A 14655-nucleotide genomic window follows, 5' to 3' on the forward strand; every position below is an offset into this window, starting at 1 on the left:
AGAGCGTTCCTCGCCCGGAGGGGTGTCACACCCCGGACGAGACCTCAGTCTTGTCGCCCGAGCCCGCCGCTTTTCCCTCTGCCGCAGCCAGGGCGCGGTTGCGGCGGACGGAGGACCAGAAGGACCAGGCGATCAGGATGACGCCGACGGAGCCGGTGATGAACTCGTTGATCTCGTACCGGATGGTGACGAGCAGGATCATGGCGAGCGCGCCGATCGCGTAGTGCGCGCCGTGCTCCAGGTAGACGTATTCGTCGAGGGTGCCCTGGCGGACCAGGTAGACCGTGAGCGACCGGACGTACATGGCGCCGATGCCGAGGCCGAGGGCCATCAGGACGATGTCGTTGGTGATGGCGAAGGCGCCGATCACGCCGTCGAAGGAGAAGGACGCGTCCAGGACCTCCAGGTAGAGGAACATGAAGAACGCGGCCTTGCCGGCCACGACCACCGCGGAGCGCGGCTTGCCGGCCCGGACGGCCTCTTCCTCCTGCTCGTGTTCGCGTTCCTCCTCCTCTTCGAGCTTGTCCTCGAAGTAGCCGGAGAGACCGCCCACGATCATGTACGTGATCAGGCCCGCGACGCCGGAGAGGAGGACCGTCTCCGCCTTGTCGACGTGCATGCCGCCGTGCTGGTGGGCGTGGGTCGCGAAGGTCATCGCGGAGATCAGCAGGATGATCAGCGCGATGCAGACCGACAGCATGTCGACCTTGCCGAGCTTGGCCAGGGGCCGCTCCAGCCAGCCCAGCCACTTGATGTCCCGGTCCTCGAAGATGAAGTCCAGGAAGATCATCAGCAGGAACATGCCACCGAACGCGGCGATCGACGGGTGGGCGTCGGTGACGAGCTCCTGGTAACGGTCCTTGTCGGTGAGCGCGAGGTCGACGGCCTCGATCGGCCCGAGTTGGGCGCTGAGGGCGACGATCACGACAGGGAAGACCAGCCGCATGCCGAACACCGCGATCAGAATGCCGATCGTGAGGAAGATTTTCTGCCAGAAGGCACTCATCTTCTTCAGGATTCCGGCGTTGACCACCGCGTTGTCGAAGGACAGCGAGATCTCGAGGACGGACAGGATCGCTACGAGCCCGAAGGCGGCCCACCCTCCGTAGAAGACCGCTGCGACCAGGCCGAGCGCGGTGACCGCGAACGACCACCCGAAGGTTTTCAGAACCACTGGCTACCCAATCGTGTGTGTACGGGTCTCTCCCGCGTCGCCGTACCCGGCTTTACGAACTTTTGAAGCCGAAGTCTAGTCGGCCACCCTTCGCACCCCACCGGGCCCCGGCTTTTGCTCATATCGCGCTACGAGACGTTGACTCCGAAGTCCAAAGCGATGCCCCGCAGCCCCGACGCGTACCCCTGCCCGACGGCCCTGAACTTCCATTCGTCCTGGTGGCGATAGACCTCGCCGAAGATCATCGCGGTCTCCGTGGAGGCGTCCTCGCTGAGGTCGTAGCGGGCGAGTTCCTGGCCGTCCGCCTGGTTCACCACGCGGATGAAGGCATTGCTGACCTGGCCGAAGGTCTGGCCGCGTTCGTCGGCCATGTGGATGGAGACGGGAAAGACGATCTTGTCGCACTGGGGCGGCACCTTGGAGAGGTCGATCAGGAGCGACTCGTCGTCGCCGTCGCCCTCGCCGGTGAGGTTGTCACCGGTGTGCTCCACGGAACCGTCCGGGCTCTTGAGCTGGTTGTAGAACACGAACCACTCGTCCCCGAGCACGCGCCCGCCGCTGCACATCAGGGCGCTGGCGTCGAGGTCGAAAGGGGCTCCGGTGGTGGAGCGCGCGTCCCAGCCGAGCCCGATCATCACCTGAGTGAGGTTCGGTACGGCTTTGGACAGGGAGACGTTGCCTCCCTTGGCGAGCGTGACGCCCATGGTTCCCTCCCCGGGTGGTGTTTCTCAGGTGGTCCTGCACGTCCGGCGCCGCACGTAAACCGTGCGGCGCCGGACAGAGAGACCTTTGAGTGGCTCAGACGTTCACGCCGAAGTCCTGCGCGATGCCGCGCAGGCCCGAGGCGTAGCCCTGGCCGATGGCGCGGAACTTCCACTCCGCGCCGTGCCGGTAGAGCTCACCGAAGACCATGGCGGTCTCGGTGGAGGCGTCCTCGCTCAGGTCGTACCGGGCGATCTCGGCGCCGCCGGCCTGGTTCACGACGCGGATGAACGCGTTGCGCACCTGGCCGAAGGACTGCTGGCGGGTCTCGGCGTCGTAGATCGAGACCGGGAAGACGATCTTCTCCACGTCGGCCGGGACCGTGGCCAGGTTGACCTTGATCTGCTCGTCGTCGCCCTCGCCCTCACCGGTGAGGTTGTCACCGGTGTGCTCCACGGAGCCGTCCGGCGTCTTGAGGTTGTTGAAGAAGATGAAGTGCTGGTCGTTGGCGACCTTGCCCGAGTTGTTCAGCAGCAGCGCGCTGGCGTCCAGGTCGAAGTCCGTGCCGGTCGTGGTGCGGACGTCCCACCCCAGACCGATGATGACCGCGGTCAGGCCCGGCGCTTCCTTGGTCAGCGATACGTTGCCGCCCTTGCTGAGGCTGACTCCCACGAGTCCTCCATTGGTGTTCAGGGGCGGGATGCCCCGTTGTGCTCGGATGTCGGATCAACGAGTCGATCCTAGTGACGGGTTCCCGCCCCCCGCAGGCCCTGAAGCCGACAAATCAGCGGGTGTCGAGCGCATGACGCCCGACCGGCGTCACAGGGTGTCGAGCGCCTTCACGTAGTCGTTCAGGTCGCGCGCGTCCGGCAGGCCGTTGACGACGGTCCAGCGCACGACGCCCTCCTTGTCGATGACGAAGGTGCCGCGCACGGCGCAACCCTTGTCCTCGTCGAAGACGCCGTAGGCGCGCGAGACGTTGCCGTGCGGCCAGAAGTCCGACAGCAGCGGGTACTCCAGACCCTCCTGCTCGGCGAAGACGCGCAGCGTGTGGATGGAGTCGTTGGAGACGGCGAGCAGCTGGGTGTCGCGGTCGGAGAACTGCGGCAGGTTGTCCCGCAGCTCGCACAGCTCGCCCGTGCACACGCCGGTGAAGGCGAAGGGGTAGAAGAGCAGCACCACGTTCTTCCGACCGCGGAAGTCGGACAGCTTCACGCTCGCGCCGTGGTTGTCCTTGAGCTCGAAGTCGGGGGCTTTCTCGCCGACCTGGATCGCCATCGCTGTGGGTCCCTTCGTGGGGCTTCTCGAATGGGACCCCACCCTACGCAGGGACCGGCGCAGACCGGTGGGCGGGCCGACGATGCCGGCCCGCCCTTTCCGTACCACTGACGTGTGGACGTGCCTTACGGCTAACGCTTCGACTTGGCGGCTTTGGGCGTCGCCAGCCGGCTGCCGCTCCAGTCCTTGCCGACGCTGACGCTCTTCGACGCCGTCAGGCCCGCCGTCGTGGCGGCTTCCGAGATGTCGCTCGGCTCCACATAGCCCGAACGGCCCGTCTTCGGGGTGAGGAGCAGGATCGCGCCGCCCTCTTCGATGTACGTGGTGGCATCGACCAGCGCATCCGTCAGGTCGCCGTCGTCGTCACGGAACCACAGCACAACGGCGTCGGCCACGTCGTCGTAGTCCTCGTCCACCAGGTCGCCCTCGACGATTGCCTCAATGGCCTGGCGGAGCTCCTGGTCCACGTCGTCGTCGTAGCCGATCTCCTGGACCACCTGCCCGGGCTGGAACCCCAGCCTGGCGGCAGGGTTCGTCCGCTCCTCCGCGTGGTCCGCGGTCGCGCTCACGGGGTGCCTCCTGATCATGTCTTGGGAATATCTCAGCCACGCGCGTGCGCGAAGCATTGGCCGTAGTCCACACGGGCGGGACGGATCGCGCAAGTACCCGACCGTTCAGACCGCCGAAACGGTGACGATCCCGGCGGTGTCGCCGCAACCGCAGGCACACCATCATGGACCAAGGTGACGCACACCACACCTTTCTGCCCTGTTTGGGCGTTTGGAAATCGTCTGTGGGTACGAGACTCGAAGGTATTCGCCCCATACGTCACGGAGCCGGTCCCACGCCCGGGTTACCGCTGGGTAGAGATGACGTTTACGGCCCCGAGGTGGACCATGGGGAGCGGCGCGGCCAGAGCGACAACGACCGGCGACCCCAGCGAAACAGCGGCCCTCGCAGGCCCTCTGACAGGTAAGGAACAGCGTGGCTTCCGCATCCGATCGCAACCCGATCATCATTGGCGGCCTTCCGAGTCAGGTTCCTGACTTCGATCCCGAAGAGACGCAGGAGTGGCTCGATTCCCTCGACGCCGCCGTCGACGAGCGCGGCCGCGAGCGCGCCCGCTACCTGATGCTGCGACTGATCGAGCGGGCCCGCGAGAAGCGCGTGGCCGTGCCGGAGATGCGCAGCACGGACTACGTCAACACCATCCCCACCAAGAGCGAGCCGTTCTTCCCGGGCAACGAGGAGATCGAACGGAAGATCCTCAACGCGACCCGCTGGAACGCGGCCGTGATGGTCTCGCGCGCCCAGCGCCCCGGCATCGGCGTCGGCGGCCACATCGCCACGTTCGCGTCCTCCGCCTCCCTCTACGACGTCGGCTTCAACCACTTCTTCCGCGGCAAGGACGAGGGCGACGGCGGCGACCAGGTCTTCTTCCAGGGGCACGCCTCGCCGGGCATCTACGCCCGCGCCTTCCTGCTGGACCGGCTCAGCGAGCAGCACCTGGACGGCTTCCGCCAGGAGAAGTCGAAGGCGCCGTACGGCCTGTCGTCGTACCCGCACCCGCGCCTGATGCCGGACTTCTGGGAGTTCCCGACGGTGTCGATGGGCCTCGGCCCGATCGGCGCGATCTACCAGGCGCGGATGAACCGCTACATGCACGCGCGCGGGATCGCGGACACGTCCAAGTCGCACGTGTGGGCGTTCCTCGGCGACGGCGAGATGGACGAGCCGGAGTCGCTGGGCCAGCTCACGCTCGCCGCCCGCGAGGGCCTGGACAACCTGACCTTCGTCGTCAACTGCAACCTCCAGCGCCTCGACGGGCCGGTGCGCGGCAACGGCAAGATCATCCAGGAGCTGGAGTCGGTCTTCCGCGGCGCCGGCTGGAACGTGATCAAGCTGGTCTGGGACCGCACCTGGGACCCGCTGCTCGCGCAGGACCGCGACGGCGTGCTGGTCAACAAGATGAACACCACGCCGGACGGGCAGTTCCAGACGTACGCCACGGAGACCGGCGCGTACATCCGCGACCACTTCTTCGGTGACGACCACCGCCTGCGCGCGATGGTCGAGGGCATGACCGACGACCAGATCCTGCACCTGGGCCGCGGCGGCCACGACCACCGGAAGATCTTCGCGGCGTACAAGGCGGCCGTGGAGCACAAGGGCCAGCCGACGGTGATCCTCGCCAAGACGATCAAGGGCTGGACGCTGGGCCCGAACTTCGAGGGCCGCAACGCCACGCACCAGATGAAGAAGCTGACGGTCGACGACCTCAAGCGCTTCCGCGACCGCCTGCACCTGCCGATCTCGGACAAGGAGCTGGAGTCCGGCGTCCCGCCGTACTACCACCCGGGCCCGGAGTCGGAGGAGCTCCAGTACATGCACGACCGCCGCCGCTCGCTCGGCGGTTACGTCCCCACGCGCGTCGTCCGGTCCAAGCCGCTGCCGCTGCCCGAGGACAAGACGTACGCGACCGTGAAGAAGGGCTCGGGCCAGCAGTCGATCGCCACGACGATGGCCTTCGTGCGCCTGCTCAAGGACCTCATGCGGGACAAGGAGATCGGCAAGCGGTTCGTGCTGATCGCGCCGGACGAGTACCGCACGTTCGGCATGGACTCGTTCTTCCCGAGCGCGAAGATCTACAACCCGCTGGGCCAGCAGTACGAGTCGGTCGACCGTGACCTGCTGCTCGCCTACAAGGAGTCGCCGAACGGCCAGATGCTGCACGACGGCATCTCGGAGGCGGGCTGCACGGCGTCGCTCATCGCCGCCGGCTCGGCCTACGCGACCCATGGCGAGCCGCTGATCCCGGTCTACGTCTTCTACTCGATGTTCGGTTTCCAGCGCACCGGCGACCAGTTCTGGCAGATGTCCGACCAGCTGGCGCGCGGTTTCGTCCTGGGCGCGACCGCCGGCCGTACGACCCTGACCGGTGAGGGCCTCCAGCACGCCGACGGCCACTCGCAGCTGCTGGCCTCCACGAACCCCGGCTGCGTGGCGTACGACCCGGCGTTCGGCTTCGAGATCGCGCACATCGTGAAGGACGGCCTGCGCCGGATGTACGGCGGCTCCGAGGAGCATCCGCACGGCGAGGACGTCTTCTACTACCTGACCGTCTACAACGAGCCGATCCAGCACCCGGCCGAGCCCGAGAACGTGGACGTCGAGGGCATCATCAAGGGCGTCTACCGCTTCAGCGAGGGCACGGGCGGCTCGATCCCGGCGCAGATCATGGCGTCCGGTGTCGCGGTGCCGTGGGCGGTCGAGGCGCAGAAGATCCTCGCCGAGGACTGGAACGTCAAGGCCGACGTCTGGTCGGCGACCTCCTGGAACGAGCTGCGGCGCGAGGCAGTGGCCTGCGAGGAGCACAACCTGCTGCACCCCGAGGAGGAGCAGCGGGTGCCGTACGTGACGCGGAAGCTGGCGGGCGCGGAGGGTCCGGTCGTGGCCGTGTCCGACTGGATGCGCTCGGTTCCGGACCAGATCGCGCGCTGGGTGCCGCAGACGTACCAGTCGCTCGGCGCCGACGGCTTCGGCTTCGCCGACACGCGAGGTGCGGCCCGCCGCTTCTTCCACATCGACGCGCAGTCGATCGTGGTGGGGGTGCTGACCGAGCTGGCCCGTGAGGGCAAGGTCGACCGGTCGGTGCTCAAGCAGGCCATCGACCGGTACCAGCTGCTCGACGTGTCGGCGGCCGACCCGGGGGTCGCGGGCGGCGACGCATAACGCGTCAGGCCAGGCCCTGACAAGGGGTGGTGAGCCTCACGGGTAGACCGTGGGCACACCACCCCTTCACGTTTTCTACGATTCGGCCATGCAGCAGCAGTCGGCCCAACTCCGTTGGGAACAGCACACGCAGCGGCCCCTCTTCGGCCTGGCCCTGGCGTTCGCCGTCGCCTATGCCGTGCCGATCGTCCGGCCCGACGCCGACCGGGACGTGGTGGAGGTGTGCACGGCCGTCGAGTGGGTGGTGTGGGGCGCGTTCGCACTCGACTACGTCGTACGGCTCGCGCTCGCCGAGCAGCGGCTGGCGTTCGTACGGACGCACTGGCTCGACCTGGGCGCGGTGTTGCTGCCGCTGCTTCAGCCGATGCGGTTGCTGCGGTTGGTGTCGACGCTGCTGCTGGTGGGGCAGCGGGCTCGGATGGCCTCGCAGATAAGGCTGACGACCTATGTCGGCGGTGCGGTGGTCGGGCTGCTGATGTTCGGGTCGCTGGCGGTGCTGTCGGTGGAGCGGGACTCGCCGGACGGGAACATCCGGACACTGGGTGATGCGGTGTGGTGGTCGTTCACGACGATGACGACCGTGGGGTACGGGGATCATTCGCCGACCACCGGGTTGGGGCGGATGCTGGCGGTGGGATTGATGCTGTCCGGGATCGCTCTGCTGGGTGTGGTGACGGCGAACATCGCGACGTGGTTCATCGCGCGGTTCGAGAAGGATGATGTGGAGGAGCGGCGGCAGACGGAGGCGATACGGGAGTTGACGGAGGAGGTGCGGGCATTGCGGGGGGAGCTGGCGGCGTTGAAGGGGACGCCGGCCGAGTAGCCACTGTCCTCTGCGACTGAGCTCGGGGCGTTGCGCAACCCGGCGGAGCGTGGCCCCTCCCCCAAGCTCTTCGAGCAGGGGGTACCCCCAGCGCCCACCCGTGCCGCCCCAGCGGCACGACTGCCCGCAGCCAAGGGTGGGCCCCCGGCTCAACCGCCGGGGGCCCTTCCCTCACTTCCCCGGGTCAGAACAGCATGCCGTTGCCCGGGGTTGCCGCTCCGGACAGCCAGATGATGGCCAGGAGCGTGTCGATGACGCCCAGGATGAGGGCGACGACGGCCGCGGCCGGGCGGGAGCCCGACCAGGTGCGGCCCATGGCGAGCCAGCCGCAGACGATCGCCACGGGGCCGAGGATGATCCCCAGCACGAAGAATCCGGCGACCGCGCAGATGACTCCGATGATTCCGAGCGTCGCGCGATCCGGCCCGGTCCGTGACCACGTCCGGCCACGTGAGCGGGGGTGCCTGCGCGTACCGTGTCCGAAGCTCGCCATCATCAACTCCCGTAAACCCTCAGTCGGTTGGGGTTCGGTTCGGGTACGACATGGCGAGTACCCCCAAAACGGGCCTCAATCCCGCTGCTTGCGCGCTGCCCCCCTCCAGCAGCGCGCCGCAGCGTCCGTCCTCCATGCCCTGCGGAGGACTTGACCCACTGTGACCTGCGATGCCCGCCGGAGGGGAGGGATCGGCGGTCTTGTTCACCCTGATAGGCGAACACCCGGGAGAGACCGTCAGATGTGCGCCGCGCCCGCGCCGGCGCCCGCGTTCTCACCGCGCTTGGTGAGGAACGCCACCAGCACCGCCACCACGGCAACGCCGGCGGCGACGAGGGACGCCGCGCTCATGCCGGAGATGAACGTGTCGTGCGCGACGCCCGTGATCTTCGCGGCGATCGCGTCCGGCGTCCCCGGCGCGACCGGCGGGACACCGACCTGGACGGCCTCGGCCGCCTGGTGCTCCTGCTCCGGCGTCAGCGGCGGAAGCCCCGCCTTCGTCCAGTTGCCCGCGAGGTCGCTGCCGACCTTGGAGGCCATCACCGCGCCCAGCACGGCCGTACCGAGGCTGCCGCCGATCTGCATGGCGGCCTGCTGAAGACCGCCCGCCACGCCCGACAGCTCCATCGGGGCGTTGCCGACGATGACCTCGGTCGCGCCGACCATGACCGGCGCGAGACCGAGGCCGAGCAGGGCGAACCAGAGCGACATGATGCCGCTGCCGGTGTCCGTCTCCAGCGTCGACATCCCGAACATGGCGATCGCGGTGAACGCCATACCGCCCGCGAGCGGGACGCGGGGGCCGAACTTGGTGATCATCGCGCCGGCGAGCGGCGAGCCGACGATCATCATGCCGGTGAGCGGCAGCAGGTGCAGACCCGCGTCGATCGGGCCCATGCCGTGCACGTTCTGGAGGTAGAACGTCACGAAGAACAGGCCGCCCATGAAGGCGATGGCCATCAGGACCATCAGGACGACACCCGCGGACAGCGCCACGGAGCGGAACAGCGCGAGCGGGATCAGCGGCTCCTTCACCTTCGTCTCCCAGAAGGCGAACAGCGCGAAGCCCAGCACGGAGGCGCCGAGGAACGCCAGCGTCTTGGCGTCGCCCCAGCCCCACTCGGACGGCGGGGCCTTGATGAGCGCCCACACCAGGCAGAACACGGAGGCCGACAGCAGGGCGATGCCCAGGATGTCGAAGGAGCGCGGGGCGTTCTCGGCGCGGTGGTCGAGCAGGATCCACACGCCGAGGACGACGGCGAGGACACCGACCGGCACGTTGATGAAGAACACCGACTGCCAGTTGACGTGCTCGACGAGCACACCGCCGAGGATCGGGCCGCCCGCGGTGGACGCGCCGATGACCATGCCCCAGATGCCGATCGCCATGTTGAGCTTCTCGGCCGGGAAGGTGGCCCGCAGCAGGCCGAGTGCGGCCGGCATCAGCAGCGCGCCGAAGAGACCCTGCAGGACGCGGAAGGTGACGACCAGCGCGATGCTGTCGGACAGACCGATGGCGCCCGAGGCGGCGGCGAAGCCGACGACGCCGATGAGGAAGGTCTGCCGGTGACCGAAGCGGTCGCCGAGTTTGCCCGCGGTGATCAGGGAGACCGCGAGAGCGAGGAAGTATCCGTTGGTGATCCACTGGACCTGGGCGAACGTGGCGCCGAGGTCCTTCTGTATGGCGGGGTTGGCTATGGCCACGATGGTGCCGTCGAGGGCCACCATCATGACCCCCACAGCGACGGTGATGAGGGTGAGCCAGGGATGCCCTCGCAGCCCCTTGCCCGGCGTCGCGCCCGACGGCGTCGCCGGTGCCTTGCCCCCCGACCCCGTCGTGTCGATGGTGGTCTGACTAGTCATGCTTCGAGGCTAATGACAGCCACTGACAATTGACAAACCAATTCACAAGTCGGTAACTGACACGACACTCCGCTATAGCCTGAACTGGGCAAACCCTTCAGAGAAAGGCACCTCTTGAACCTGCGCGAACGCAAGAAGCAACGCACCCGGGACGCGCTGCTGCGGGCCGCCCTGGAACTGTTCGCCACGCGCGGGTACGACGAGACGACCGTGGACGACATCGCCGCCGCCGTCGACGTCTCGCAGCGCACCTTCTTCCGCTACTTCGCGGGCAAGGAGGAGACGGCGTTCTACGTGCCGCGGCTCGCCGAGACGCAGGTCGTCGAGGCCGTACGGGCCCGGCCGCCGGGCGAGGCCCCGCTGGAGGCGCTGCGCCGGGCCGTACTGGAGAGCTGGGACGCGATCAACGAGACGATCGAGGAGATCGTGCCGGTCGACCTCCATATGCGCGTGTACCGGGTGATCGAGTCGACGCCCGCGCTGCTCGCCGCCCATCTGCGGCGGGCGGCGGAACTGGAGGAGGAGCTCGCCCGCATCATCGCCGAGCGCGAGGGGCTCGACGTGGACGCGGACCCGCGGCCCAGGATCATCGTGGCCCTCTTCGGCGGAGTGATTCGCGTCACCGAGCGACTGTGGTCCGCGGGGGACGACCTCAGTCTCGAGGGAATGCGCCAACTGACCGCCACCTACCTCGATCAGGTGGGTCCGGCCCTGGCCGGGAACTGGCGTACGGGACAGTCCCCTTAGCACATACACCGAAACGTGATCCCGGTCACTTGGCTAACGCGAGACCCTCTCGTTCTCCTAGTGTGTCCTTTCAGTGACTTCCTTCGACACCACCCCGCAACTGAACGTCTGGCGCGCACTGCTCGCTCTGGCCGTCGTGTTCGTGATGCTGGCGACCAGTGGTTGGACGGCCCTGCGCAACCAGCGGGGCGACACGCCGCTCCAGGCCTCGCTCTCCGCCTGGGAGCACGGCCGGATCGACGGTCTCCGGCTGCCGGACCCGCAGTCCCAGCCGACGAAGCTGGCCCGTTTCTTCGCCTCGCTCACCGAGCGGGACCGCGCGAGCCTGGTCCACAAGTACCCGCTCGCGGTCGGCAACATGAACGGCGCCCCGGTCGAACTGCGCTACCGCGCCAATCGCATCGCGCTCGGCCAGGCACGCGAGGTCGAGCGGGAACGCACGCACGACAGCCGCCTCACCGCGGCCGGGAAGCACGAGGCGGGCCGCCGGATGCACCGCTTCGAGGACCTCATGGAGAAGGGCCGCCACATCCTCGCCTTCGACCCCGAGGGCTCGGGGCGGGTGGCGGAGGTCTTCGGCGACCTGGGCGAGGCGGACCGGGTCTCGGTCGTCGTGCCCGGCGTGGACACCGACCTGCTCACCTTCCAGCGCACCCAGCGCAAGTACTCGGCGCCCGTCGGCATGGCCGAGTCCCTGTACGCGGCCGAGCGGGCGGCGAGCCCCTCGACCCGTACGGCCGTGATCGCCTGGGCCGACTACACCGCCCCCAGCGGACTCGGCATCGACTCGGCCACGGCGATGCGCGCCGAGGAGGGGGCCCTACGGCTGAACGCGCTGGTTCGGGCGCTGCCGGGCAGCTCGCCGGTCTCGCTGTTCTGCCACAGCTACGGCTCCGTGGTGTGCGGGGTCGCCGCGCGCTCGCTGCCGGGCCGGGTCTCCGACATCGCGGTGGCCGGCAGCCCCGGCATGCGCGTCGAGAAGGCCGCCCAGCTGCACACCGCCGCCCGGGTGTGGGCGATGCGGGACGCCGACGACTGGATCCAGGACGTGCCGTACCTGGAGGTCGGCGGGCTGGGCCACGGGGCCGATCCGGTGTCCACCGGGTTCGGTGCGCGGGTGCTGTCGGCGCAGGGTGCGAAGGGTCACGCCGGCTACTTCGAGCCGGGCACGGCAAGTCTGATGAATTTCGCAGAGATCGGCGTAGGCGCATACCGCTCGGTGCACTGCGCGCACGAAGACGGCGTCTGCCGGACCGGTTTGTCCGGCACGGCGGCGGCCTGACGCGCGTAGAGGTGAAGAAACTGCGGTCTGCTCGGGAGGGGGACGAAGGAGCGCGTGCCGCATACGATGAGCCGCATGGGTGACGTACTGGCCGGATTTCATGCCGCCTGGGAGTTCGAGTCCGACTCCGTGCTCATCCGCTACGAACGGGGGATTCGAGCACCCAAGCTCTTCCAGGCCCTGGGGGAACGCCGCGTGCCCCTGGAGGCGATCGCCGGGGTGACACTGACGCGCGGGAAACGCGGAACGGTGGTGCTGCGTGTCGAGCCGCGGCCCGGTGCGGATCCGTTGATGGAGGCGGCCGCCGGGCAGCTCAAGGACAGCGGCGATCCCTACCGGCTGGTGCTGCCCGCCGAGCGGGAGGTCCTCGCGGAGTACTACGCCGAGGAACTGCAAGGGCTGCTGACGGAGTCCGGACCCTCGGACCGGTTCCTCGTGGAGCCGCCCAAGGGGCCGTTGTCGTTCAAGGCGTACGACGGGAAGGCCTCGTTCGACGGGCGGACCGTGAACTTCCGGTGGTTCTGGACGGGGGCGTCGTCGGCGAAGTGGAAGGCCGGGGACCAGAGCTTCTCCGTCGGGGAGCTGAACGGGGTGGAGTGGCGGTCGCCCGAGGTCTTCGAGGGGCATCTGCGGTTGCTGCGGCGCGACGGAGCCGGGGAAGCTGCGCAGGCTGACCAGGATCCTGCCGCGGTGGTGTTCGGTCTGGGGTATGGGCCTGTGCATGAGTCACTGCCGTTCGCTGCGGCGGTGTTGGCGGCGGTGCGGACGTCGAGTCCGGTGGCGGCCGTGTCCGCGGCCGGGCCGCGCCGGGATCCTGCGGATATCGCCGAGCGGATTCGGCATCTCGGGGAGTTGCATCAGGCCGGGTTGGTGACCGATGAGGAGTTCTCGGTCAAGAAGGCTGAGTTGTTGGCGGAGCTTTAGCGTCTGCCGGGTTCGGTGAGTTGGCGGGCGCGGGTTGTGCGTGGTTGTTCGCGCAGTTCCCCGCGCCCCTGAAAACCTCTACTCACGGCCCGCCGAAGTGAACGCCATGTCCGCGTAGCGGTTGCCCGCCACCTGGGCCGCGATGCCGTCCAGCAGGGCCAGTTGCTCGTCCGTCAGGACGATCCCGGTTGCCGCCGTGTTCTCCTCCACCCTCGTCGGCTTGCGGGTGCCCGGGATCGGGATCACCGGGAGGTTGTGGACCGCTGCCTGCTGCTGGACCCAGGCCAGGGCGATCTGGCCCGGGGTCGCGCCGTGGGACGAGGCGATCGTGCGGATCGGCTCCAGCAGGGCCGCGTTCCTCGCCGCGTTGTCCCCGGTGAAACGGGGCTGCTGGCGGCGGAAGTCGTCGGAGGTCAGGTCCTCGGCCTTGGCGAAGGAGCCCGTGAGGAAGCCGCGGCCGAGCGGGGAGTAAGGGACCAGGGCGACGCCCAGGTCGCGGGCCGCGGGGACGACCTTCGGCTCGATGTCACGGCTGAACAGTGACCACTCCGACTGCACGGCCGCGATCGGGTGCACCGCGTGGGCGGCGCGGAGTTCGTCCGCCGTGACCTCGCTCAGGCCCAGGTGCTTGACCTTGCCCTCGCGGACCAGGTCGGCCATGGTGCCGACGCTCTCCTCGATCGGCACGTTCACATCGCGCCGGTGCATGTAGTAGAGGTCGATGACGTCGACGTCGAGGCGCTTCAGGCTGGCCTCGACGGCCTGGCGGATGTAGGGCGGGTCGTTGCGGATGACGCGTCGCGTCGGGTCGTCCGGGGGGATCGACAGGGCGAACTTGGTCGCGATGACGACCTCGTCGCGGTGGGCCTTGAAGAACGGCGACAGGAACCGCTCGTTCTCGCCGGCGCCGTACGCGTCGGCCGTGTCGTAGAAGGTGACGCCCAGTTCGAGCGCCCGTTCGAGAGTGGCCCGGGACGCGTCCGCGTCCACGGGGCCGTAGGCGAAGCTCATGCCCATGCAGCCGAGGCCCTGGACACCCACCTCGGGGCCGTGGTCGCCGAGCTTCGCCGTCGTGATCCTGCCGTCCGTCATCGGGACCTCTCCGACGCCAGTGCACGCCCGGCGTCCGCGTAGAAACTGATCTTCCGGTCGAGCACGGCGAGCGTGCCCCGGAGTTCGTCGATCCTGGCCAGCACGTCCTCGCGGGTCGTCTTCAGCAACTCGAAGCGCTCGCCGTAGGTGTGGTCACCCTCACGTACGAGTTCCGCGTACCGGACCATGTCGGCGACCGGCATGCCCGTCAGGCGGAGCTTGCCCACGAGGTCGAGCCAGTCGAGGTCGCGGTTGGTGTAGCGGCGCTGGCCGGTGTGGGACCGGTCGATGTGCGGCATCAGGCCGATGCGCTCGTACCAGCGCAGGGTGTGTGCCGTCAGGCCGGTCAGGGCGACGACCTCGCTGATCGTGTACCTGTCCTGGCCGTCCGGGCGCCGGTTCTGCTGCGGCGGGCCGGCGCAGGTGTCGGCACTGGTCCCCGTGGTCTCCATCACCGTCATGACCCCAACGCTAGAACCTTGGAGTGCACTCCAAGCAAGCGCCGACGGTAAGAAATCGGCAGGACACTTCTTGACCCGGCTGGT

General features: G+C 68.4%; 14 protein-coding genes. 5 read left to right on the forward strand and 9 right to left on the reverse strand.

What is annotated here, in order from left to right:
• Positions 1–25: 25 nt before the first annotated feature.
• From ACIBNA_RS23805 to ACIBNA_RS23825, 5 genes are all read right to left on the reverse strand, one after another.
• Entirely contained in the window at positions 26–1174 is a 1149-nt protein-coding gene (locus ACIBNA_RS23805) for a DUF475 domain-containing protein (protein ID WP_399167145.1), read from the reverse strand.
• Positions 1175–1302: 128 nt separating this feature from the next.
• On the reverse strand, positions 1303–1878 hold the full coding sequence (locus ACIBNA_RS23810; RefSeq protein WP_399167146.1) for a TerD family protein: 576 nt from the start codon (positions 1876–1878) through the stop codon (positions 1303–1305).
• A gap of 94 nt (positions 1879–1972) precedes the next feature.
• On the reverse strand, positions 1973–2548 hold the full coding sequence (locus ACIBNA_RS23815; protein ID WP_399167147.1) for a TerD family protein: 576 nt from the start codon (positions 2546–2548) through the stop codon (positions 1973–1975).
• A gap of 147 nt (positions 2549–2695) precedes the next feature.
• Positions 2696–3154: a peroxiredoxin gene (locus ACIBNA_RS23820; protein WP_010048511.1), complete on the reverse strand. Its 459-nt coding sequence runs from the start codon at positions 3152–3154 to the stop codon at positions 2696–2698.
• Between the two features lie 131 nt (positions 3155–3285).
• The gene (locus tag ACIBNA_RS23825) at positions 3286–3723 is read right to left on the reverse strand and encodes a DUF3052 domain-containing protein (protein ID WP_274815996.1); all 438 of its coding nucleotides are present in this window, start codon (positions 3721–3723) and stop codon (positions 3286–3288) included.
• Between the two features lie 415 nt (positions 3724–4138).
• Between ACIBNA_RS23825 and aceE the strand changes: the two genes are divergently transcribed.
• Both aceE and ACIBNA_RS23835 read left to right on the forward strand, forming a co-directional pair.
• Positions 4139–6886, forward strand: a complete 2748-nt coding sequence (aceE, locus tag ACIBNA_RS23830) for a pyruvate dehydrogenase (acetyl-transferring), homodimeric type (protein WP_399167148.1) — start codon at positions 4139–4141, stop codon at positions 6884–6886.
• Positions 6887–6974: 88 nt separating this feature from the next.
• Positions 6975–7709 carry a potassium channel family protein gene (locus ACIBNA_RS23835; RefSeq protein ID WP_399167149.1) on the forward strand — a complete coding sequence of 245 codons (735 nt, stop codon included), beginning with the start codon at positions 6975–6977 and terminating at the stop codon, positions 7707–7709.
• Between the two features lie 184 nt (positions 7710–7893).
• Here the strand turns inward: ACIBNA_RS23835 and ACIBNA_RS23840 are convergent, their stop codons facing one another.
• Together ACIBNA_RS23840 and ACIBNA_RS23845 are read right to left on the reverse strand one after the other, a co-directional pair.
• Complete coding sequence (locus tag ACIBNA_RS23840; RefSeq protein ID WP_399167150.1) at positions 7894–8205, reverse strand: small hydrophobic protein; 312 nt, start codon at positions 8203–8205, stop codon at positions 7894–7896.
• 234 nt (positions 8206–8439) lie between these two features.
• A complete protein-coding gene (locus ACIBNA_RS23845) occupies positions 8440–10065 on the reverse strand; it encodes an MFS transporter (protein WP_399167151.1) in 1626 nt (541 codons plus the stop codon).
• 114 nt (positions 10066–10179) lie between these two features.
• Here ACIBNA_RS23845 and ACIBNA_RS23850 point away from each other — a divergent pair, with 114 nt between their 5' ends.
• From ACIBNA_RS23850 to ACIBNA_RS23860, 3 genes are all read left to right on the forward strand, one after another.
• A complete protein-coding gene (locus ACIBNA_RS23850) occupies positions 10180–10812 on the forward strand; it encodes a TetR family transcriptional regulator (protein ID WP_399167152.1) in 633 nt (210 codons plus the stop codon).
• Between the two features lie 73 nt (positions 10813–10885).
• The gene (locus ACIBNA_RS23855) at positions 10886–12094 is read left to right on the forward strand and encodes an alpha/beta hydrolase (RefSeq protein ID WP_399167153.1); all 1209 of its coding nucleotides are present in this window, start codon (positions 10886–10888) and stop codon (positions 12092–12094) included.
• Positions 12095–12169: 75 nt separating this feature from the next.
• Positions 12170–13018 carry a DUF4429 domain-containing protein gene (locus ACIBNA_RS23860; protein ID WP_399167154.1) on the forward strand — a complete coding sequence of 283 codons (849 nt, stop codon included), beginning with the start codon at positions 12170–12172 and terminating at the stop codon, positions 13016–13018.
• A gap of 78 nt (positions 13019–13096) precedes the next feature.
• Here the strand turns inward: ACIBNA_RS23860 and ACIBNA_RS23865 are convergent, their stop codons facing one another.
• Together ACIBNA_RS23865 and ACIBNA_RS23870 are read right to left on the reverse strand one after the other, a co-directional pair.
• Positions 13097–14110 carry an aldo/keto reductase gene (locus tag ACIBNA_RS23865; RefSeq protein WP_399167155.1) on the reverse strand — a complete coding sequence of 338 codons (1014 nt, stop codon included), beginning with the start codon at positions 14108–14110 and terminating at the stop codon, positions 13097–13099.
• Entirely contained in the window at positions 14107–14571 is a 465-nt protein-coding gene (locus ACIBNA_RS23870; RefSeq protein WP_399167156.1) for a MerR family transcriptional regulator, read from the reverse strand. The genes ACIBNA_RS23865 and ACIBNA_RS23870 overlap by 4 nt, the downstream gene beginning before the upstream one ends.
• Positions 14572–14655: the final 84 nt, after the last annotated feature.

It is taken from the genome of Streptomyces sp. NPDC050164 (genome assembly GCF_044459945.1).
Classification (GTDB): domain Bacteria; phylum Actinomycetota; class Actinomycetes; order Streptomycetales; family Streptomycetaceae; genus Streptomyces; species Streptomyces coeruleorubidus_A.